Raw genomic sequence first — 19,029 nt, forward strand, 5'->3', positions numbered from 1 at the left:
GACGGGCTGGGCAGTGAGTCACGCTGCCTGACGCGGACCAAACCGTCGAAACCACCGACGGCCAGGAGCTGCAAGCTCAGTCCCTTCAGGGCTGAGAAGCTGACTCTCCTTGTTGCTTCTAGGTCCGAGTTCCTTGTGGTCTCCAGCATGCTGATCGGCCGCTCGCCGGGCTTGCGGCTGCGTGCCAGGCGCTTGACGATCCGTGCCGGGCCTCAGCCACTCGGTGTCAGGCTCGCTCGGCGGTACTCAACGGGGGGCATCCCGTACGCCCGCCGGAACAGCCGGCTGAAGTGCGCCAGGTCGGGCAGTCCCCAGCGGGCCGCGATGCTGCTGACCGGCTGGTCGAAATTGACCGGGTCGGCCAGGTCGCGGCGGCAGCGTTCGAGCCTGCGGTGCCGGATCCATGCCGCGAGCGTGGTGTCCTGCGACGCGAACAGGCGGTGCAGGTATCGCAGCGAGACATGGTGCGCCGCCGCGACCGTCGCGGGACCGAGGCCGACGTCGCCCAGGTGCTGCTCGATGAAGGTGTGCACGTGCCGCAGCAGCACCCGTTCGCGGGTCTCCGGATCGAGCGCCGGGAGCTGGGACACCTGCTCGGCGATGGTGGTGGCCAGCAGGTCCATCACCACCGTGGACACCCGGGCCGCGCTGGCCGGCTGGTAGGTCTCCACGTCGCGGGCCACCCGGGCCAGCAGCGGCGCCGCCAACGCCGCCGTGCCGTCGCTCCCGGAGATCGCGACGGCCGTCAGCCGGGCCGCCGGATCGGCGGGCACGGCCAGCATCTCGCGGGTGAAGCTGAAGACGGCCAGCTCCACCGTCGTGTCGTAGACCAGCTCGTAGGGCCGGGAGAAATCGTAGACGGTGAGGTCGCCCGGCCCCAGCCGCGCCGCGCGGCCGTCCTGCTCGACCAGGATGGTCCCGGACACGGGCATCACCACCCGGTAGAGCTTCGGGGCTTCCTTCCGGATCAAGCCGGGCGTCCGCAGAACGCGGTGCGGCGTCGTCGTCTGGATCCTGCCGACACCGACCGGGCCGAGCCAGCCCGACTCGATCTGTCCCCGCAGGTCGGCGTCCCGATCCATCCGTACGTCCAGCGGCCCCAGGATGTCGCACACGACGCTCAGCCAGGCATCCACCCGGTCCGCGGCGGGCACATCACTCGCCCGGATCAGAACAGCCAACCCGTCCTCCGATCCCGGAAGATCATCGAGCGCGACCATGATCGGCCTGAAGGGCGCAATCCGCACGACCATTCTGGCCGACCGCTGCCGTCCCCGCCTACCGGCCGTACACCGAAGGGGCGTTCGGAGCGCCGTCGCCGCCCCCTCTTGCCCCATAGTACGGATGACGATATATATCGACTATGGCGCTACGCGAACAGAGCTACCTTGTGCTGCTGGCCCTTTCCGAAGGTCCCCTTCACGGTTACGGCGTGATCAAAGCCGTGCGGGAGTTGTCGGAGGACCGCGTACGCCTCGGCGCGGGCACCCTCTACGGAGCACTCGACCGCCTGACCAGAACGGGGCTCGCCCGCGTAGACAGCGAAGAGGTCGTGGACGGCCGTCACCGCCGCTACTACGAACTGACCGGCCAGGGCGCCGAGCTCCTGGCCGAGGAGACCGCCCGACTGACCAGGCTCGCCGCGACCGCGCAACGCCGACTCGGCTCACGACTTCAGCCCGGGACGTGATCATGAATTCCTACGAACGCCGCTGCCGACTCCTTCTGCAGGCCTACCCGTCCCGCTATCGACAGGCGCGCGGCGAGGAGTTGATCGGCACGTTGCTCGACCTGGCGGAGCCGGAGCGCGCCTGGCCCACCCTGCGCGACTCGCTCGACGTCGTACGTGGCGGCATCGTCCTGCGCCTGCGCGAGCGCCCACCACTGTGGCACTGGGCGAGATACCGGCTGTTGCACAAGCGCCTTCCCTACGCCTACCGCTGGTGGGCACGCGACGACCTGGTCGGTAAGTGGTACCTGGCGCGGCAGTACATGGCGTGGCTGCTCCTCACGTCGCCCCTGTGGACCTTCATCGCCCCCGGAGGTCTCCTCTGGGGCGACCTGGTGATCGCCTCGGCGCTCCTCCTCATGGTCGGCTATCTCAGCCGGCCGACCCTGCGCCGCTACCAGCTGAGCAGACACGAGTTCGACCACGAGGGCACACCCATCGGCCAATGAACGTTGACGGCGTCAAGACGATCCCCCGGCCTTGAGTGCGGCGGCGGTGTCGACGGCGCGCCGGGCCTGGTAGCGGGCCGCCTCCAAGGACACGTCGTTGGGCGGACCATCGCCGACCACGTGGGAGGTGCCGTAGGGATTGCCCGACTTGAACTGGACGGGGTCGGTGTAGCCGGGTGGCACGATGATGCCGCCCCAGTGGTAGAACGTGTTCCCCAGCGCCAGGAGGGTGGACTCCTGTCCGCCGTGGGCGGTGTTGCTGGCGGTGAACGCCGAATAGACCTTGTCGGCGAGCCTGCCCCGTGCCCACAGGCCGCCGGTGGTTTCGATGAACGCCCTGAGCTGGCTGGCCGGGTTGCCGAAGCGGGTGGGGGTGCCGAACAACACCACGTCGGCCCAGTCCAGGTCGTCGAGGCCGGCCTCGGCGACGTCGGCGGTGTCCTGGAGGTGCTGGGCCCAGGCGGGCTTGGCGTTGATCGCCGCCGGTGGGGCCAGTTCGGCGACCTTGCGCAGCCGCACCTGTGCGCCGGCCTTCTCCGCGCCCTCGGCGGCGGCTCGCGCCAGGGCGTGCACGGTGCCGGTGGCGCTGTAGTAGATGATGGCGACGTTCACGGGTTCCATGGTGGGTTTCCTCTCTTCGCCGGATCCAGCCTGCGCATGAGTACCGGCGGAAATGGCGTTCGTCTCAGCAGTACGACGAGACGACCCCTCAGAATGTGAGGCGATGCGGCCAACCTCACATTCGCCAACCTCACATCGCCAACCTCACATTCCAGGCGGTTGTCTCGTCGATCTCATGAGGACAGACGCGACAAAGGAAGTCGGCGGCACCATGACCACCCCACCCCAGCCAGAAGACGGCCGGCTCGATCCGGGCCTGAGCGCGATCATGAGCGAGCGGCGTCAGCTGATCAATCTCGCGTACCGGCTGCTCGGCTCCCTGGCCGACGCCGAGGACGTCGTACAGGAGACGTACGCCCGCTGGTACGCCATGTCCCGGCGACAGCAGGAGGCCATCGAATCGCCCGGCGGCTGGCTGACGAAGGTCGCCAGTCGCATCTGCCTCGACCTGCTCGGCTCGGCACGGGCCCGGCGCGAGAGCTACGTGGGCGAATGGATCCCGGAGCCGCTGCCCGATCGTACGGAGTGGATCAGCGGACGGCGGGGCGGCACCACCGTCGACCCGGCCGACCGGGTCACTCTCGACGAGTCCATCAACATGGCCTTCCTCGTCGTGCTCGAATCGATGACCCCTGCCGAGCGGGTCGCGTTCATCCTGCACGATGTCTTCCGCTACTCCTTCGCCGAAGTGGCCGAGATCGTCGGCCGCACGCCGGCGGCATGCCGCCAGCTGGCCTCCTCGGCCCGGCGCCGCATCCGCGCGTCGCAGGCGTGCGCGGTTCCGTCGACCCCGCGCGCCGACATCGTCAGGGACTTCAAGCAGGCGTGGGAGGCCAAGGACATCGACGCCCTCATCGGCCTGCTCGATCCCGACGCCGCGGCGATCGCCGACGGCGGCGGCCTGGTCAGCGCCGTGCTCCACCCCATCGAAGGCGGCGAGCGGATCGCGCGCGCCCTCGTCGACATCGTCGGCGAGGTGCCCGACCTGACGATGCTGGAGCGCACGGTCAACGGCCAGCCCGGTCTGGTGACTCAGCAGGACGGCGTCACCGTGGTGGTGATGGCGTTCGACGTCGCAGGCGACCGGATCAAGCAGATCTGGGCGGTACGCAACCCGGAGAAGCTCCGGACGTGGACGACGGGCTGACGCGCGTCTCGTACCGCCGGACCGGCTACGGGCAGCTTCGCGGGTCGTCAGCGCGTGCGGCCGGCGGTCAGGGGGTGCGGCGCAGAGGTGGACGGCTGACCCAGGTGGCCCAGCGCCAGAGCCATTCGAGAGGACCTTGGCGATAGCGACGCAGCCAGAGCGTGGACACCAGCCACTGGGGGATGAGGATGGCTCCGGCGATCAGGAGCACCGTCGCCGAGGACCAGCCGTCCGGGACGCTGCCGATGAGGCGGGCGGCCAGCAGGACGAGGACCGTGGCGGACAGGTAGTTGGTCAGCGCCATCCGGCCCAGCGGGGCGAAAACCGTCTGAAGCACCGGCCGGAGCGGCGTCCTGAGCAGGAGCAGCAGGGCGCACACGTAGACGCCCGCCATCAGCGCCCCGGCGAGGCCGAACCAGGTGTTGAGGTGCGCGTCGTCGATCGGTGTCCGGACCTGTAGCCACACCGCGGGCAACGCTCCCGCCGCGAAGACCAGGCCCAGCGCGGCCGGAACCCGAACAGAGCCCTCGATCCGGTCGATCACCCCGTAACGGGTCAACGCCGAGCCCAGGAGGAACAGTCCGGGCACCAGGGGCACGCCGTTGCCGCCGAGGATCAGCGGCGTCACGATGAGAACGGCCGCGAGTCCCGCGACGGCCCAGCGCGGCAGCCAGGTCGAGGGCAGCAGCACCAGCAGGCCGACGATGGCATAGATGGTCAGGATGTCGCCCCGCCACAGCAGGAACATGTGAGCCAGGCCGATGGCGAGCAGGGCCAGGAGCCGGCGCAGCAGGAGCACGCGCGGACGCGGCACCCGTCGTCCCGCGGATCTCACCAGTAGCGAGAAACCGATGCCGAACAGCAGCGAGAAGATCGGGAAGAAGCGCTGGTCGACGAAGAGCCCCAGCCCCAGCCAGGAGCCGTCCTGGCTCGTCGCCACCACGGGCTGCGTGGTCGACACGGTGTGGACCATGTGGGCGATCGGCTTGACGTTGGCCACCAGGATTCCGCATAAGGCGAACCCTCGCAGCACGTCGAGCGCGGCGATCCGCGGCTGGTCGGAGGGCGTCGTGGCGGGGTGCGCCGATCCGGCGGCCTGCGGTGTCGGGGGGTGTTTTTCCTGCGGCATGGGGCTTGATTCTGTGGTCCCCGGGCCGATGCCGGATCGGTCGAAAGGAGGTTGTTCGGCGGTCCGGACCGTACTTCCAGCCGATTCTGTGCCGGGCTGACCCGTCAGCCGAGGCGGTCGGCCCGGCCGAGCAGGTATCGCCGCTCTACCTGGTTGTCCGTCAAGGTGGCCGCCTCGCGGTACAGCGTCGCCGCCCCGGCCGTGTCGCCGGTCAGCTGGAACAGGTGGGCGCGCACCGCGCGTTCCCGTTGCCGGGTGAGTGGTTCCTGATCCAGCCGGTGGCGCCGGTTGAGGTCGTCGAGCAGGGCCAGCCCCCTGGCCGGCCCGTACGCCTGGGCCACCGCGACCACCCGGCTGAGCCGCACCGGCGCGGTCGGGGTGAGCCGTTCGAGCCACAGGTACAGCGCCGCGATCTGCGGCCAGTCCGTCTCCGCCGGGCCGGCGGCGGCGGCGTGCACGGACGCGATCGCCGCCTGCAACTGGTACGGGCCCACCATCCGCCGGCTCCAGGCGCGGTCGATCAGCTCGGTGCCTTCGCGGATCAGCCGGGAATCCCACCGGGTCCGATCCTGCTCCTCCAGCGGCACCAGCTCGTCGTCGTCGGTACGGGCGGTGCGCCGCGACTCGGTGAGCAGCATCAGCGCGAGCAGCCCGGTCACCTCGGCGTCGTCCGGCAGGGAGTCACGGAGCATGCGGGTCAGCCGGATCGCTTCGCGGGTCAGGTCGACGCGGGCGAGCTCGACGCCGGTGGAGGCCGTGTAGCCCTCGTTGAAGATCAGATAGAGCACCTGCGTCACGGCGGCCATCCGACTGTCGCGGTCCGTTTCCTCCGGCGGTGTGAAGCGGGCGCCGGCCCGGGCCAGTCGCTGTTTGGCGCGGCTGATCCGCGTACCCATGGTGTTCTCGGTGGTCCCGTAGGCGTGTGCGATCTCGGCGGTCGTCAGACCGCCCACCGCGCGCAGCGTGAGCGCCACCTGGGACGTGGTGCTCAGCGCGGGGTGGCAGCAGAGCAGCAGCAGGGTGAGGCTGTCGTCGCTCTCCTGAGGAGGACCCGCCCGGCGGGCCGGTTCCTGCATGGCCAGTTCGGTCAGTCCGGCTTCCCGCTCGCGCCGGCGCCGGGCCTGGTCGGAGCGGAGCAGGTCGACCATCCGCCGGTAGCCGATCCGGATCAGCCAGCTGCGCGGGTCGTCCGGCACGCCGTCGGCCTGCCACGTCCGGCTCGCGGTGAGCATCGCCTCCTGCAGCGCGTCCTCGGCGATGTCGAAGTGTCCGAACCGCCGTACCAACGCGCCGAGCACCTGCGGCGCCTCCGCGCGCAGCAGTCGCTCGACGTCCGTGGTCATGCGGAGGCCGCCCCTCGCGTGCCCTCCCGCCACTCCGCTCCGGCCAGGCGTCGCTCGGTACGATCGATCATGCCGTGAAGTCCTCGCCCATGATCGGCCGGATCTCGATCGGCTCACCCAGCACCTCGGCGATCCGCGAGCCGATCTCGACGGCTCGTTCATGGCCGGCCACGTCGATCACCGCGAAGCTGGCCAGGACCTCCTTGAGCTCGGCGAACGGTCCGTCGGTCGCCACCACGCCGTCCGCGGTTCTGCGCACCGTGGTGCTGACCGCCGGGTGGCCGAGGCCCTCGCTGCCAACGAACTCGCCGGTCTCGATCAGCTCCTTCTCGAACAGCTGGTACGCGGCGAACGCGGCCATCGCCTCATCGGACGGTGTGTCGGCGGTCGCGGCGTCCCACGCGGCGGCGGGAGTGTAGCTGAGCAGCAGATACTTCATGAGGAAATCCTCTTCGATCGTGCCCGTGCGACGGTGCCCGGGGTCAGACGGAGCGGCGCGAGGACGGGTTCGTGCCGGTACCTCGAAGCCGGACCTGGGATCTCGACCTGGCCGCGATGTGATCCACATCACACACGCCGGGTGTCGAGGTGCGGGGGCCGGCTTCGAGGTAGCGGCAGGAACTCACCGAGGAGGACGAGATGTCTGAGAACAACCAGCCGAGCGCCGAACTGAAGGCTCTGGAGCGCCTGGTCGGCACCTGGGCGGTTACCGGCGGCGCCGAGGGAACCGTGCGGTACGAGTGGATGCCGGGCCGGTTCTTCCTGCTCCAGCACGTCGAGCTCAGCCAGTTCGGCCAGCCGGTCACCGGGCTGGAGGTGATCGGAAACCTGCGCCCGTTCGGCGAGCCGGTCGGCGCGGACGTGGTGTCGCGGTTCTACGACTCGGTCGGCAACACCTTCGACTACGTCTACGAGCTGAACGGCGACAAGCTGACCATCTGGGCCGGGGCCAAGGGCAGCCCGGCGTACTACGAGGGCACGTTCAGCGCCGACGACGCCACGGTCACCGGCGAATGGGTCTACCCCGGCGGGGGCGGATACGAGTCGAGCATGACCCGCATCTGAAGCCGTCCCCGGCATGGCCGGAAGCGGTGGGCTCACCTGAACAGGGGGACCGCCGTTCCCGGCCGTTCACCCGGACGGTGCGTAACGCCGCGGCGACTCCGCTTGCTCGGGTGCCGGTCCCGGTCAGAGATGAGCAGGGCGTCGAAGGCGATCTCTAGTCGGCCGGCCGTTCAGCGCCCACCAGCAGCAGTGACTTGCCCACCGTGGTGCGCGCGGCCAGTGCGCGGTGGGCATCGGCGGCACGCTCCAGTGGGTAGGTGGCGCCGATCGCCGGCCGCAGCCGTCCCTCCGCGGCCCGTTCCAGTGCCAGGCTCAGCAACGCGCGCACGGTCTCCTGGTCCGGTGGACCGTCGAGGAGCGGGGTGTGCACCCGTACGCCGCGGCTCGTGGCCGACTCTGGGTCCGGAGCGGCGAAGCCGTCGGCCGTGCCGTAGGTGACGAATCGGCCGCCATCGGACACCGCATGGACAGTGTCCGTGCCGAGCGGGCCGCCCGCGCCGTCGTATACCAGGGCGGCACCGCCATCGGTGGCCTCACGCACCCGCTCGATCCAGTCTGGCCGCGTGTAGTCGACGACGACCTCGGCGCCCAGCTCACGGGCGAGTGCCAGTTTGGCGTCGCTGGACGCGGCGGCCACCACCCGGGCTCCAGCGTCGACGGCCAGTTGCACCAGCAGTGACCCGGCTCCACCGGCCGCCGCCGACACCAGCACCCATTCTCCCTTCTCCGGCCTGCCCAGCCGGTCCAGGTTGAGCGCGGTCACGCCGTCGTGCACCAGTGCCGCCGCCGTCTCGGCGGCCAGACCGTCGGGTATCGGCATGATCTCCTGCTCGCCCGCGACGATCCGTTCGGCGTACCCGGTGCCGGTCCGTACGACCACGCGCCGACCGATCCATGCCGGATCCACGCCTTGGCCGGTCTCCACCACCTCACCCGCTCCGCCGCCGCCTGGCACGTACGGCAGGGTCCGTGGGAAGAAGTCCTGACCCCAGCCGCCGCGCAGGAGAGTGTCCAGAAAGATGACATCCGCCGCGGCCATACCGACGACGACCTGGCCGGATCCGGGCACCGGGTCGGGCAGGTCCACAGCGGACAGTGCTTCCGGACCGCCGAACGAGGCCACCTGGATTGCGCGCATGGTGAACACCTTTACGTGAGACGTCGTGATGGCTCAGTGTTCAACCTGAAGGATGGTTGAGGTCAAGGGCCGGTCGGCCCGTCGGCCGACCTCCCATGCCGTTCTGAGCGAAGCCTGTCGGCTCAGGTGTCGAGTGCGTGCCCGGTGGTCGCGTCCACGTGGTCCGGGATCTCATCGTGGCGATCGCCCACGGACGGTGTCCCGGTGGGCTCGAACATCAGGATGGCGGTGCCGGACGGAGCGTAAGGCTTGTGCTCCGTGCCTCGGGGGACGGTGAAGACCGCACCCCGGGGGAGCACGACCGTGCGCTCCCCGGCGGGCTCGCGCAAGGAGATGCGCAGCTCTCCGTCGAGTACGAGGAAGAACTCGTCGGTGTCGTCGTGGACGTGCCAGAGGTGTTCGCCCTCGACCTTGGCGACGCGGACGTCATAGTCGTTGACGCGCGTGACGATACGCGGGCTCCACAGGGCGTCGAAGGAGGCCAAAGCCTTGCTGAGGGGGATCGGTTCGTTGCTCATGAGGTGATCCTTCGCCGTTTCGCGTGGTCGGCGTGAGTGCTAGGAATAGCACATGGCGAAAGAATCCTCGCACGCAGTGCGCGCGACGGGCGTGCACCGGGTCGTCGTGATCGTGGACGAGAACTCGAACCCCTTCGAGCTCGGCTGCGCGACCGAGGTCTTCGGTCTGCGCAGACCGGAGATCGGTCGTGATCTCTACGACTTCAGGCTCTGTTCGCCTGAGCCTCGCACCCTGATGCGGGACGGATTCTTCACGCTTACCGGAGTCGGCGACCTGGAGGTGGCCGACACGGCGGACACCTTGATCGTCCCCAACCGCCCCGACGTCGAGGTGCCCCGCCGCAGGTCCGTGCTCGCCGCCATCCGGCGGGCGCACGCGCGTGGTGCGCGCCTGGTCGGCTTCTGCAGCGGCGCTTTCACGCTGGCCGAGGCCGGAGTGCTCGACGGGCGCCGGGCCACCGCGCACTGGCAGTGGGCGGATTCCTTCCAGGCCCGCTTCCCTTCGGTCCAGTTCGAGTCAGACGTGCTGTTCGTGGATGACGGGGACATTCTCACCGCAGCGGGGAGCGCGGCCGCCCTCGACCTTGGGCTGCATGTGGTCCGCCGCGACCACGGCGCGGAGATCGCCAACTCTGTGAGCCGGCGCCTGGTCTTCGCGGCACATCGGGACGGTGGGCAGCGGCAGTTCGTGGAGCGTCCCATACCCGACCTGCCGGACGAGTCCTTGGCTCCTGTCCTGGCCTGGGCCCAGGAACGCCTCGACTCGCCGCTCACGGTGTCCGACCTCGCGGCGCGTGCGGCGGTCAGTCCGGCGACGCTGCATCGCCGCTTCCAGGCGCAACTGGGCACGACGCCGTTGACGTGGCTCACGGGAGAACGACTTGCCTTGGCGTGCCGGTTGATCGAGCGAGGTGAGTCTCGCTTCGAGATGGTCGCGCGGAGCAGCGGGCTCGGCACCGCCGCCAATTTGCGCACGCTGATGCGTCGCGCGACCGGCATCACTCCGTCGGCCTACAGGCGCAGGTTCGGGCCTGAGACGAGTTGACGGCGGGGCGCCCATGGCCGAAGGGCGCTGCCGGCCACGTCAGCCGTCCAGGTCGACGTTGTCGACGAGTTGGAGGAGGCGGGAGAGCACCCGGATGCAGGTGGCGACCTCGGCCTCGGTCAGGTCGCCGCCGATCTGGCTCAGCACCGCGCGCTCGCGGGCCATGACGGCGGTGATGGCGGCGCGCCCCTCCTCGGTCAGCCGGATGAGCGACGACCGCTGGTGCGCCGGGTTGGGGACTGACTCGACGAGGTGGCGCGCGGCCGCGTCGTTGATCATGCGTTGGACGAACTGGCGGCTCAACGCCTGAGCCCGGCCCATCTGGGGGACGGTCATGGGCCCGTGCTCACGCAGCATGTTGAGCACGGCCCGTACCCCGACCGACAGGCCCTCGATGGGCGCGTCCTGCTCGACCTTGCGCTGGGCGCGCCGGTACAGCGGCCCTACCAGGTCGAACACCTCCATGAGCCGGTCGGTCAGCTCTTCGGACGCCTGGGCACGCTCTGTGTCGCTCACTCCACCATGATGACACCTGAGTTGTCATTGTGCGCCAATGATGACACCTTGGTTGTCATGAATGACTTGTTCTGGCTCGACACCGGCTCCGGTCGGCCCCTCGTTCTGCTGCACGGCGGCTTCGTGGACCACGGCATGTGGGACGACCAGATCCCGGCCCTCGCCCCGGGATACCGCGTCATCGCGCCCGACGCCCGCGGCCATGGCCGCTCGGCCAACGCCACCGAGCCGTTCCGGCTCACCGACGACCTCGCCGCGCTGCTGCGCCACCTGGACACCGGCCCCGCCATCCTGGTCGGAGTCTCCATGGGGGCGGGCATCGCGGTCGACACGGCGCTGGAGCACCCCGACTTGGTCAGCGCCGTGGTCGTCAGCGGCGCCGGCACCAGCGAGCCGTACTTCACCGACCCCTGGACCACCCAAGCGCTGACCACGTGGCACTCGGCGATGGCCGCCGGCGACCTGGACGCCTCGATCGAGGGATTCATGCGGTTCGCGGCGGGGCCGCACCGCACCCTCGACGATCTCGATCCCGGCGTCGTGAGCCACCTGCGGCGGCTGGCCCGGGACACCATGTCCAAGCACACCGCCGGCGAACCCGACCGGCTCGTGCCGGTGCGCGACACCTGGGAGCGCGCCGCCGGAATCGACGTTCCGGTGCTCGCCGTCAACGGCGCCGTCGACTCGCCCGACCACATCGGCATGGCCGAACGCCTCGCCGGCACGGTCGTCAACGGCCGCGCCATCTCGATCGACGGGACCGCCCACTACCCGAACATGGAACGCCCGGACCTCTTCAACAAGATCCTCGAAGACTTCCTGCGCACCGTGTGACCGTCATGTCGTCCCTCTCGATCAGGGCGTACGGCCGGCGCGGAGCCGGAGGCTCACGGCGCGCCGGCGATCGCGCACGCGCGGCACGGGGGCCGTCCGCAGGTGCACTGCATGATCGCCTCAAGGACGTCGTGGTCGTGGTAGAGGCACCGGTCGTTGCAGGTGTGACGCGGGACGAACCCTGCCTGGATCTCGTCGGGCCAGGGGTCCTCGCCTTCGCGGCAGCGTACGAACTGCTCGGGGTCCGTCGCGTGCAGCCCCTCCATGCGCGACCGCGCCTGGGTCTCCAGCGCCCGCGTCTCGGCCACCATGGCCTTGAGCTGGGTGGCGAGGTCGGAGTACCGGTCGTCGCCGGTTCGTACGTGTGCCGCCCGCAGCGCCATCACGGCGTTGCCCAGGAAACGGCCGGCGTCCTGGAGGTCGGTGGTGTGGTGCAGCTGGATGCCTGTCACGCCCCGGACCCACACGGCGTCGTTGTTCATCGATCAGACCTTTCAAGGGGGCGCTCGTGTTCCGGAGTTATTTATGGCTATACGCGAGGATAACCGGAATTTGAGCGTGATTTATCGTACGTGTGGTCCTGATGAAAGGGCTGGCAGGGCTTGCGCGGGGCGCTGAGCTGGCGCGGAAGGCGTACGGGACGACCGCCAGGCGTACCTGTATCGCAAAATAGAATTTGACCATATTTTTAACGAAAAATGCCGCGAACCCCTGCCTGGTGATGATTCCAGGCAGGGGTTCACGTCACGGCGTGGCGGTCAGGTCGTCACGGCGCACTGTCCCCGGTCCATCTTCACCGGCCCTTCCGCGGTCGGACGGACGTCGAAGTCGAAGATGCCGGTGGGCAGGTAGAGCGAGCAGCACGCGTTGGGAATGTCGACGATCCCGCTGACTCGCCCCTCGATCGGAGCCGAGCCGAGGAGCAGGTACGCCTGCTCGCCGGTGTAGCCCCACTTCTTCAGATACTCGACGGCGTTGAGGCAGGCCCTGCGGTAGGCCACCGTCGCGTCGAGGTAGTAGTTGGTATCGGTGTCGTGGTCGACCGAGATCCCGATGAACGAGAGGAACTCGGAGTATCGGGGCTCGACGTTCCCCGGCATGAAGACCGGGTTGGTGGTGACACCGTACTTCTCCATGCCGCCCTTGATGAGGTCGACGTGGAAGTCGATGTAACCGCCCATCTCGATCGCGCCGCAGAAGGTGATCTCGCCGTCGCCCTGGCTGAAGTGCAGGTCACCTCCGGACAGTTTGGCGTCCTTCACGTGCACCGGGTAGAAGACCCTCGCTCCACGGGTGAAGTTCTTGATGTCGTGGTTGCCGCCGTTCTCGCGTGCCGGGACGGTGCGGGCGCCCTCGTTGGCGATCCGCTCCATCACGTCGCCCATCGCCGTGCCGGTGATGGCGTTCTCGGGCAACGGCGGCAGGCCCAGCGGCGGGACCCGGTGCGGATCGGTGTCGATGAGCGCCTGCTCCCGGCGGTTCCAGGACTCGAGCAGTGCCGCCGACGGCGCGGTGCCGAACAGCCCGGGATGGGTGATGCCGGTGAACCGCACACCCGGCAGGTGACGGGATGTGGCGGACATTCCGTGGAAGTCCCAGATCGCCTTGTAGGCGTCGGGGAAGTAGTCGGTCAGGAAGCCGCCGCCGTTCGCCTTGGCGAAGATTCCGGTATAGCCCCACCCCTGTCCGGGCGCCTGTCCCATCTGCTGCGGAACCGGGCCGAGATCGAGGATGTCGACGATCAGCAGATCACCCGGCTCGGCTCCGTCCACCCCGATGGGCCCGCTCAGCACGTGCGCGACGGTCAGATCGACGTCTCGTACGTCGTTCGCGGAGTCGTTGTTGCCTATCTGGGCGTCGGTCCATTCTCTGCATTCGATCCGGAATTCATCTCCCGGGTGCACCATGTCGGCCACCGGGACATCCGGGTGCCACCGGTTGTGGCCGGGTATTTTCTGATCACGCATGGATTTCGACTGGTCTATGCTGAATATGACCTTGGGCATGATGATCGGCCTTTCTTCGAATAACGGTGTCCTGCGCCTGCCGTACCACCTCCTGTCGCGACCACGGGTTCACGGTGTGCTAAGTCCAGTGATGGCGATGCTTGTCGTCATGGGCGCCCATCGACCCCTCGCCTGCGCCCGGTGTCGTGGCGGTGAGCTCCCGCTGCCGGGCGAGCAGCCACAGCCCGATGAAGACCACCAGGCCGAAGACGGCGAGGATGAGGGCGTAGAGACCCAGGTTCACCCAGTAGCCAGTGAGGATCATGAACGCGGGGATCGCCGCCGTGACCCACCCCTGGATCGCCGCGACCCAGCCGGTGTATCTGGTGATCTCCTCGCGCTTCAGTCCCAGCAGCACGAAGAACAGGGTCCACAGGAAGGCCCAGTAGAGCCAGATGACCCCGAACGCCGGGTCGGCCAGGAGTTGAAAGTTCGCGTACGAGTAGCCGAGCGCCATGATGGCCACGAACAAGGAGAAGTAGCCGACTCCCGTGGAGTCGAATCCGCCCAGCAGGGTGATCCCGACATAGAGATAGGTGAAACCGAAGAGATAGAGCCCCGACGCGTTCAGGAGTGCGGCCGGCACGTCGGGATTGGCGATGATCAGCACGGTGGGCGTGACCACCTGCAGGGCCCCGACGAAGAGATTGAAGATCGCGGCCGCACGTGGCTCCACCTTCTTCAGGAGCATCAGTCCGTTCAGGAAGAGCACCGCGCCGACATAAAGTAGCCCGACGGCTCCCATCAGCAACGCACCTCCTTGTGCTCGTGATGGATGGTTTCCGGCCGACCGTGCCGACCGTGCCGAGCGATCCGGCCCGTGGCGCGCGACCCCGTCGGCCCGTCAGGGCCGGGGAAGGCGTCGCAGTGCGGGGTGCTGCGGCGGCGGGCGGCGCCCCCTGGAAGGCAGACCGGTGACGACCTCGGGTGCTTCCCGTCCCTGCTCCTCGCGGGCGAGCGCGGTGGACACGGCCGTGGGCACCTGGTTGAGGTACGGCGCGGAGAAGACGCGAGGCGCCGGGAGGTGGCACGCGGGGCAGTCGCACACCGCCGTGGCAGTGCCTATGGGCAGGCGTATCTCGAATGACCCACAATCAAGGCAGCGATACTCGTAGGTTGCCATAGGCGCTCCCGCCGGAGGTCGAGCCCACTGTTTCCGGCCTTTGGTAAACGAATCTCGTCAATCCAATCACCGCTTGTGGCGATTGAGGCCGCACTTTCAGACAACCTCTGGCGGAAACCCATGTCAAGGTCGGCGGCTGGGTCGTGGAACAGCCGAAAAATCCCGGCGCGAAGCTGAAACCTGTTCGCCGCGCCATTTCGCATGGCCATTCTTTGTGGAGGCGCGGCGAACGATTTCCCGATGGCGCCGGCAAATTTCCCGACATTTGACTCGGCCGGGAGTGCGACGTCACCGAAGCTTTCCGAACCGTTCCGGACGGCTCTGGACCGTTCTGGGCCGCGCCGTTCGAGAGGCGCAGGCGGTAGCGTCGGGGCATGCGTCTTCATGTGGGATGCGCGATGTGGGCGCACGCGTCGTGGCAGGGGCGCTTCCTGCCTCATCCGCTGCCTCCCGCCGAGCGCCTGCGGGCCTATGCGACCTGGTGCAACGCGGTCGAGGGCAACACGACGTTCTACGCGACACCGGCGAAGAGCACGGTGGAGTCGTGGGCGCGGCAGTGCGGGCAGGACTTCCGGTTCGTGGTCAAGCTGCCCAAGCCCATCACGCACGAGCGCCGTCTCGTCGGCGTGGACGACGAGCTCCGGTCGTTCGTGGACACGATGGAGCCGCTCGGCCCGCGTGTCCACAGCCTGTGGATCCAGCTGCCCGGCTCGTTCGCGCCGAACGATCTCGGCGCCCTGGCGGCCTTCCTGCACCGGCTTCCCCGCTCGCACAGATACGCGGTCGAGGTCCGGCACCGGGCCTTCTTCGAGGACGGGCGTGCCGCGCGACTGCTCGAAGAGGTGCTCGCCCGAGCCGATGCCGAGTGGATCCCGTTCGACACCACCGCGTTCTTCCAGAGCCCTCCGACCAGCGACGCCGAACGGGACGCGTGGACGAAGAAGCCCCGCGTGCCGCGCCGGTCGTCGGCTCTGACAGACCGGCCGATCGTTCGCTATCTGGGCAGGGACGCCACGGAACGGACGGTCGAGGGCTGGCAGCCGTGGATCGGCACGGTCGTCGAATGGCTGCGCGAAGGCCGCTCGCCGACCGTGTTCGTCCACACCCCCGACAACGCCGACGCGCTGACGCTCGCCCGCCGTTTCCACGACGACGTGCGGAGCCGGCTGCCCGAGCTGGAGCCGCTGCCCGACCCGATGCCGGTCGAGCCGCTGTCCCTGTTCTGACCGCGCTCGGGCCCAACCTCCTGAGTTGGATCAGTCGTGACGGGTTGCGAACTGAGAGGCCCCTTCGCGCGTCGAACATCCCAAAGACTTCGTGGTGGGAGAAATCCGTGATGCACAAGACCCTGGCCGTAGTGACACTCGGCGCCTCCGTGCTGCTGGCCGCCACCCCGGCCGCAGCTGCTGCCGTCTCCGTCGCGCCGGTCGGCACGGCCGATGACGCGACGGCGGCGCGGGCGATCTCCGGTGCCGCCGTGTACGCCGGCTACCAGCGGGGCTACACGGTCTCCCGGCACCGGCCGGGCGCCGCGCCGAGCACGCTGGCCAAGCCGGGCGACAGCCCGCAGTTCGCGGCCTCGCCCGACGGCCGCAAGGTCGCCTGGATCACGGCCGGTGGGCTGCTGCGGGTGCGCGAGGGCGCCAAGGTCACCACCGCGGCCAGGGGGCTGCAGGGTGGCACGCCCTGCCTGTCTCCCGCCTGGTCGCCCGACTCGCGGCGGGTGGCGTACGTGCACGTGGGGCGCAACCCGGCGGGGTCGGTGAGCGTGGTCAACGCCGACGGCACGGGTGAGCGGGTGCTCGGCAGCACCCGCGGCGTGTGTCATCTGGCCTGGTCGCCCGACGGGCGCTACCTGGCGGGCTACGCCGGCACCACCGCCGGCGTCTACCGGCTGGACGTGAAGACCGGGAAGGCGGCCAAGGTCAAGGGTGTCGCCCTGGCCAACCATGTGCAGAGCCTGTCGCCGGGCGGCAGGTACGTGGTCGTACGGACGCTGCGGGCCGGTGACGACGCCGGCGACGGGTCGTGGCCGGAGTGGTTCACGCCGACGCTGGTCGACACGGTCACCGGGCGCAGGCTGCCGATCGCGGTGAAGGGGCGGCAGATCGGCGCGTTCCACCTGGCCGACGGGCGGCTGGTGGTCAGACTGGCCGGAAGTGGCGGCAACGCCCTGGTGGTGCTGGACGAGCGGGGCCGCGTGGTGCAGCGCCTGTCCGAGCCGGTCGCGGCCAAGAACCAGGCGCTGCTGCAAATCCTCCGCTGACGTTCAGCGGATCAGCGGTGTGAGCGGAACCGGCTGAGGAACCGCTTGGCCTTCTGCTGGTTCTGCGGGTCGTTGGCCATCCGTTTGGCCTTCTCGACTGCCTCCTTGCCTTGCGGGCTGCCCAGGTACGCGCGTACTCGATCGATGATTGTCGCCATACGCGTCCCCTACCCAGGACGGCCGAAAGCAACAGGCCGCCCCTTGCCGGACGTTATTCCCGAATGACATTCTGGAATTGCTGCGCAGCGGACGCCGCCCGGCATCCGGCACTCGTGGACCCGACCTCCGGAGCACGCATGCCCGCCATCGACAAAGACACTCTCCGCCGGAAATACCTTGAGGAACGCGACAAACGCCTCCGTCCCGACGGCAACGACCAGTACCTCCAGATCACCGGTCGGCTCGCGCACTACCTGGACGACCCGTACACCCCACGGGTCGAGCGCGAGCCCAAGACCGACCACGTGACGGTCGCGTTCATCGGGGGCGGCTTCGCCGGCCTGGTCACCGGCGCGCGCCTGCGGGAGGCGGGTGTCGACGACGTACGCCTCATCGAGAAGGGCGGCGACTTCGGCGGCACCTGGTACTGGAACCGCTACCCGGGCGCGCAGTGCGACACGGCCTCGTTCGTGTACCTGCCGCTGCTCGAAGAGACCGGCCACATGCCGACCGAGAAGTACGCGCACGCGCCCGAGATCCTGGAGCACTGCCGGCGCATCGGCAAGCACTTCGGCCTGTACGACAACGCGCTGTTCCACACCGAGGTCCAGGATCTCGAATGGGACGAGAGCCGATCCCGCTGGATCATCCGCACGAACCGGGGCGACGAGTTCACCGCCCAGTTCGTCGCCATGGGCACCGGCCCGTTGCACGTGCCGAAGCTGCCGGGGATCCCTGGCATCGAGTCGTTCAGGGGACACTCGTTCCACACGAGCAGGTGGGACTACGACTACACGGGCGGCGACCCGTCCGGCGCGCCGATGGACCGGCTGGCCGAGCGGCGGGTGGCCATCATCGGGACGGGCGCGACCGCCGTCCAGTGCGTGCCGCACCTGGCGCGGGCCTGCGCGGAGCTGTACGTCTTCCAACGCACGCCCTCCTCCGTCGACGTACGCGACAACCGGCCGACCGATCCCGAGTGGTTCGCCGAGATCTCCACGCCGGGCTGGCAGCAGCGCTGGCTGGAGAACTTCACGGCCAACCAGGCGGGCGGCATGCCCGAGGACGATCTGGTGATGGACGGCTGGACCGACATCGCCCGCCGGGTCCGCTCCAGGATCATGACGCTCCCGCCCGAGGACCGGAGCGTGGCCAGGATGCTGGAGGCTTTCGAGGACTACGACTTCGAGAAGATGGAGGAGATCCGGGCCCGCGTCGACTCCATCGTCGAGGATCCGGAGACCGCGCGGAAACTCAAGGCCTGGTATCGCCAGCTGTGCAAGCGGCCCTGCTTCCACGACGAGTACCTCCAGGCGTTCAACGTCCCCGGCACCCACCTGGTCGACACCGACGGCAAGGGCGTGGAGCGGATCACCGAGACCGGGGTGGTCGTCGCCGGCAGGGAGTACGAGGTCGACTGCGTCATCTACGCCTCCGGCTTCGAGGTCGGCACCGAACACACGCGGCGGGCCGGTTTCGACCTGACCGGCCGAGGCGGCGTCAGGCTCTCCGAGCACTGGGCCGAGGGCATGCGTACGCTGCACGGCATCCACGTACACGGTTTTCCGAACGCCTTCATCGTGCAGCCGACGCAGGGCGCCAACCTCATCTCCAACATCCCGCACAACCTCACGGAGGCGGGCCGGACGATCGCCATGCTGGTCAGGCACGCGCTCGACCACGGGTTCGACGAGATCGAGGTGTCGGAGGAGGCCGAGAACGCCTGGGTCGAGCTGCTGCTGTCGGGAGCCGGGATGCTGCTGGGATCACCGGACTGCACACCGGGCTACTACAACAACGAGGGCCGCGACCCAGGGGCGCGAGGGCGGCTCATGGTCGGCTACCCGCACGGGGCCATGGCGTACTTCAGCTACCTCGACGGATGGCGCTCGTCCGGCGTGTTCGAGGGGCTGGAGTTCCGCTGACCGCTCTCGGATCGCT

General features: G+C 69.0%; 22 protein-coding genes. 9 read left to right on the plus strand and 13 right to left on the minus strand.

The window, feature by feature from the left end; genetic code table 11:
• Positions 1-212 precede the first annotated feature (212 nt).
• On the minus strand, positions 213-1,181 hold the full coding sequence (locus IEY82_RS28385) for an AraC-like ligand-binding domain-containing protein (RefSeq protein ID WP_189127308.1): 969 nt from the start codon (positions 1,179-1,181) through the stop codon (positions 213-215).
• 182 nt (positions 1,182-1,363) lie between these two features.
• On the opposite strand from IEY82_RS28385, the gene IEY82_RS28390 reads away from it, so the two are divergent.
• Both IEY82_RS28390 and IEY82_RS28395 read left to right on the plus strand, forming a co-directional pair.
• Entirely contained in the window at positions 1,364-1,690 is a 327-nt protein-coding gene (locus tag IEY82_RS28390; protein ID WP_189127309.1) for a PadR family transcriptional regulator, read from the plus strand.
• 2 nt (positions 1,691-1,692) lie between these two features.
• Positions 1,693-2,178 (plus strand): hypothetical protein, encoded by a 486-nt coding sequence (locus tag IEY82_RS28395; protein ID WP_189127310.1) that lies wholly within the window; start codon positions 1,693-1,695, stop codon positions 2,176-2,178.
• 12 nt (positions 2,179-2,190) lie between these two features.
• Here IEY82_RS28395 and wrbA read toward each other — a convergent pair whose 3' ends face one another.
• Positions 2,191-2,799, minus strand: coding sequence for an NAD(P)H:quinone oxidoreductase (wrbA, locus tag IEY82_RS28400; RefSeq protein ID WP_189127311.1), 609 nt, complete (start codon positions 2,797-2,799; stop codon positions 2,191-2,193).
• A gap of 211 nt (positions 2,800-3,010) precedes the next feature.
• On the opposite strand from wrbA, the gene sigJ reads away from it, so the two are divergent.
• Positions 3,011-3,946: an RNA polymerase sigma factor SigJ gene (sigJ, locus tag IEY82_RS28405; RefSeq protein ID WP_189127312.1), complete on the plus strand. Its 936-nt coding sequence runs from the start codon at positions 3,011-3,013 to the stop codon at positions 3,944-3,946.
• A 67-nt stretch (positions 3,947-4,013) separates the two neighbouring features.
• On the opposite strand, the gene IEY82_RS28410 is transcribed toward sigJ, so the two are convergent.
• The 3 genes from IEY82_RS28410 to IEY82_RS28420 form a co-directional block, all read right to left on the minus strand.
• Positions 4,014-5,075 carry a DUF418 domain-containing protein gene (locus IEY82_RS28410; protein WP_189127313.1) on the minus strand — a complete coding sequence of 354 codons (1,062 nt, stop codon included), beginning with the start codon at positions 5,073-5,075 and terminating at the stop codon, positions 4,014-4,016.
• Between the two features lie 104 nt (positions 5,076-5,179).
• Positions 5,180-6,418 carry an RNA polymerase sigma factor gene (locus IEY82_RS28415; RefSeq protein ID WP_189127314.1) on the minus strand — a complete coding sequence of 413 codons (1,239 nt, stop codon included), beginning with the start codon at positions 6,416-6,418 and terminating at the stop codon, positions 5,180-5,182.
• 67 nt (positions 6,419-6,485) lie between these two features.
• Positions 6,486-6,857, minus strand: a complete 372-nt coding sequence (locus IEY82_RS28420) for a YciI family protein (protein WP_189127315.1) — start codon at positions 6,855-6,857, stop codon at positions 6,486-6,488.
• Between the two features lie 200 nt (positions 6,858-7,057).
• Between IEY82_RS28420 and IEY82_RS28425 the strand changes: the two genes are divergently transcribed.
• A complete protein-coding gene (locus tag IEY82_RS28425; protein ID WP_189127316.1) occupies positions 7,058-7,483 on the plus strand; it encodes a hypothetical protein in 426 nt (141 codons plus the stop codon).
• Between the two features lie 154 nt (positions 7,484-7,637).
• Here IEY82_RS28425 and IEY82_RS28430 read toward each other — a convergent pair whose 3' ends face one another.
• A complete protein-coding gene (locus IEY82_RS28430) occupies positions 7,638-8,621 on the minus strand; it encodes a zinc-binding dehydrogenase (RefSeq protein ID WP_189127317.1) in 984 nt (327 codons plus the stop codon).
• Between the two features lie 122 nt (positions 8,622-8,743).
• Entirely contained in the window at positions 8,744-9,139 is a 396-nt protein-coding gene (locus tag IEY82_RS28435; RefSeq protein ID WP_189127318.1) for a cupin domain-containing protein, read from the minus strand.
• Positions 9,140-9,191: 52 nt separating this feature from the next.
• On the opposite strand from IEY82_RS28435, the gene IEY82_RS28440 reads away from it, so the two are divergent.
• Positions 9,192-10,184: a GlxA family transcriptional regulator gene (locus IEY82_RS28440; protein ID WP_189127319.1), complete on the plus strand. Its 993-nt coding sequence runs from the start codon at positions 9,192-9,194 to the stop codon at positions 10,182-10,184.
• A gap of 39 nt (positions 10,185-10,223) precedes the next feature.
• Here IEY82_RS28440 and IEY82_RS28445 read toward each other — a convergent pair whose 3' ends face one another.
• Positions 10,224-10,700 (minus strand): MarR family winged helix-turn-helix transcriptional regulator, encoded by a 477-nt coding sequence (locus tag IEY82_RS28445; protein WP_225264005.1) that lies wholly within the window; start codon positions 10,698-10,700, stop codon positions 10,224-10,226.
• A gap of 57 nt (positions 10,701-10,757) precedes the next feature.
• Between IEY82_RS28445 and IEY82_RS28450 the strand changes: the two genes are divergently transcribed.
• Positions 10,758-11,534, plus strand: coding sequence for an alpha/beta fold hydrolase (locus IEY82_RS28450; RefSeq protein WP_189127320.1), 777 nt, complete (start codon positions 10,758-10,760; stop codon positions 11,532-11,534).
• A 53-nt stretch (positions 11,535-11,587) separates the two neighbouring features.
• Here IEY82_RS28450 and IEY82_RS28455 read toward each other — a convergent pair whose 3' ends face one another.
• From IEY82_RS28455 to IEY82_RS40405, 4 genes are all read right to left on the minus strand, one after another.
• A complete protein-coding gene (locus IEY82_RS28455) occupies positions 11,588-12,016 on the minus strand; it encodes a hypothetical protein (RefSeq protein WP_189127321.1) in 429 nt (142 codons plus the stop codon).
• 276 nt (positions 12,017-12,292) lie between these two features.
• Positions 12,293-13,540: a formamidase gene (fmdA, locus tag IEY82_RS28460; protein ID WP_189127322.1), complete on the minus strand. Its 1,248-nt coding sequence runs from the start codon at positions 13,538-13,540 to the stop codon at positions 12,293-12,295.
• Between the two features lie 79 nt (positions 13,541-13,619).
• The gene (locus IEY82_RS28465; RefSeq protein ID WP_189127445.1) at positions 13,620-14,285 is read right to left on the minus strand and encodes an AmiS/UreI family transporter; all 666 of its coding nucleotides are present in this window, start codon (positions 14,283-14,285) and stop codon (positions 13,620-13,622) included.
• Positions 14,286-14,384: 99 nt separating this feature from the next.
• Positions 14,385-14,663: an FmdB family zinc ribbon protein gene (locus IEY82_RS40405; protein ID WP_189127323.1), complete on the minus strand. Its 279-nt coding sequence runs from the start codon at positions 14,661-14,663 to the stop codon at positions 14,385-14,387.
• Between the two features lie 374 nt (positions 14,664-15,037).
• Between IEY82_RS40405 and IEY82_RS28475 the strand changes: the two genes are divergently transcribed.
• Positions 15,038-15,889, plus strand: coding sequence for a DUF72 domain-containing protein (locus IEY82_RS28475; protein ID WP_189127324.1), 852 nt, complete (start codon positions 15,038-15,040; stop codon positions 15,887-15,889).
• Positions 15,890-15,996: 107 nt separating this feature from the next.
• Positions 15,997-16,929, plus strand: a complete 933-nt coding sequence (locus IEY82_RS28480) for a TolB family protein (RefSeq protein WP_189127325.1) — start codon at positions 15,997-15,999, stop codon at positions 16,927-16,929.
• An 11-nt stretch (positions 16,930-16,940) separates the two neighbouring features.
• Here the strand turns inward: IEY82_RS28480 and IEY82_RS28485 are convergent, their stop codons facing one another.
• Positions 16,941-17,087: a hypothetical protein gene (locus IEY82_RS28485; protein WP_189127326.1), complete on the minus strand. Its 147-nt coding sequence runs from the start codon at positions 17,085-17,087 to the stop codon at positions 16,941-16,943.
• Positions 17,088-17,225: 138 nt separating this feature from the next.
• Here IEY82_RS28485 and IEY82_RS28490 point away from each other — a divergent pair, with 138 nt between their 5' ends.
• Positions 17,226-19,013, plus strand: a complete 1,788-nt coding sequence (locus tag IEY82_RS28490; RefSeq protein WP_189127327.1) for a flavin-containing monooxygenase — start codon at positions 17,226-17,228, stop codon at positions 19,011-19,013.
• The last annotated feature ends 16 nt before the right edge of the window (positions 19,014-19,029 follow it).

It is taken from the genome of Nonomuraea cavernae (assembly GCF_014646355.1).
Classification (GTDB): domain Bacteria; phylum Actinomycetota; class Actinomycetes; order Streptosporangiales; family Streptosporangiaceae; genus Nonomuraea; species Nonomuraea cavernae.

Excerpts from the sequence above, each read along its gene's own strand:
- IEY82_RS28425 (WP_189127316.1), top strand. The coding sequence starts at position 7,058 with ATGTCTGAGAACAACCAGCCGAGCGCCGAACTGAAGGCTCTGGAGCGC.
- IEY82_RS28450 (WP_189127320.1), top strand. The coding sequence starts at position 10,758 with ATGAATGACTTGTTCTGGCTCGACACCGGCTCCGGTCGGCCCCTCGTT.
- IEY82_RS28415 (WP_189127314.1), bottom strand. The coding sequence starts at position 6,418 with ATGACCACGGACGTCGAGCGACTGCTGCGCGCGGAGGCGCCGCAGGTG.
- IEY82_RS28420 (WP_189127315.1), bottom strand. The coding sequence starts at position 6,857 with ATGAAGTATCTGCTGCTCAGCTACACTCCCGCCGCCGCGTGGGACGCC.
- IEY82_RS28430 (WP_189127317.1), bottom strand. The coding sequence starts at position 8,621 with ATGCGCGCAATCCAGGTGGCCTCGTTCGGCGGTCCGGAAGCACTGTCC.
- IEY82_RS28490 (WP_189127327.1), top strand. The coding sequence starts at position 17,226 with ATGCCCGCCATCGACAAAGACACTCTCCGCCGGAAATACCTTGAGGAA.
- IEY82_RS28475 (WP_189127324.1), top strand. The coding sequence starts at position 15,038 with ATGCGTCTTCATGTGGGATGCGCGATGTGGGCGCACGCGTCGTGGCAG.
- IEY82_RS28465 (WP_189127445.1), bottom strand. The coding sequence starts at position 14,285 with ATGGGAGCCGTCGGGCTACTTTATGTCGGCGCGGTGCTCTTCCTGAAC.
- IEY82_RS28410 (WP_189127313.1), bottom strand. The coding sequence starts at position 5,075 with ATGCCGCAGGAAAAACACCCCCCGACACCGCAGGCCGCCGGATCGGCG.
- IEY82_RS28485 (WP_189127326.1), bottom strand. The coding sequence starts at position 17,087 with ATGGCGACAATCATCGATCGAGTACGCGCGTACCTGGGCAGCCCGCAA.
- IEY82_RS28440 (WP_189127319.1), top strand. The coding sequence starts at position 9,192 with ATGGCGAAAGAATCCTCGCACGCAGTGCGCGCGACGGGCGTGCACCGG.
- IEY82_RS28395 (WP_189127310.1), top strand. The coding sequence starts at position 1,693 with ATGAATTCCTACGAACGCCGCTGCCGACTCCTTCTGCAGGCCTACCCG.
- IEY82_RS28455 (WP_189127321.1), bottom strand. The coding sequence starts at position 12,016 with ATGAACAACGACGCCGTGTGGGTCCGGGGCGTGACAGGCATCCAGCTG.
- IEY82_RS40405 (WP_189127323.1), bottom strand. The coding sequence starts at position 14,663 with ATGGCAACCTACGAGTATCGCTGCCTTGATTGTGGGTCATTCGAGATA.
- fmdA (WP_189127322.1), bottom strand. The coding sequence starts at position 13,540 with ATGCCCAAGGTCATATTCAGCATAGACCAGTCGAAATCCATGCGTGAT.
- IEY82_RS28390 (WP_189127309.1), top strand. The coding sequence starts at position 1,364 with ATGGCGCTACGCGAACAGAGCTACCTTGTGCTGCTGGCCCTTTCCGAA.
- wrbA (WP_189127311.1), bottom strand. The coding sequence starts at position 2,799 with ATGGAACCCGTGAACGTCGCCATCATCTACTACAGCGCCACCGGCACC.
- sigJ (WP_189127312.1), top strand. The coding sequence starts at position 3,011 with ATGACCACCCCACCCCAGCCAGAAGACGGCCGGCTCGATCCGGGCCTG.
- IEY82_RS28435 (WP_189127318.1), bottom strand. The coding sequence starts at position 9,139 with ATGAGCAACGAACCGATCCCCCTCAGCAAGGCTTTGGCCTCCTTCGAC.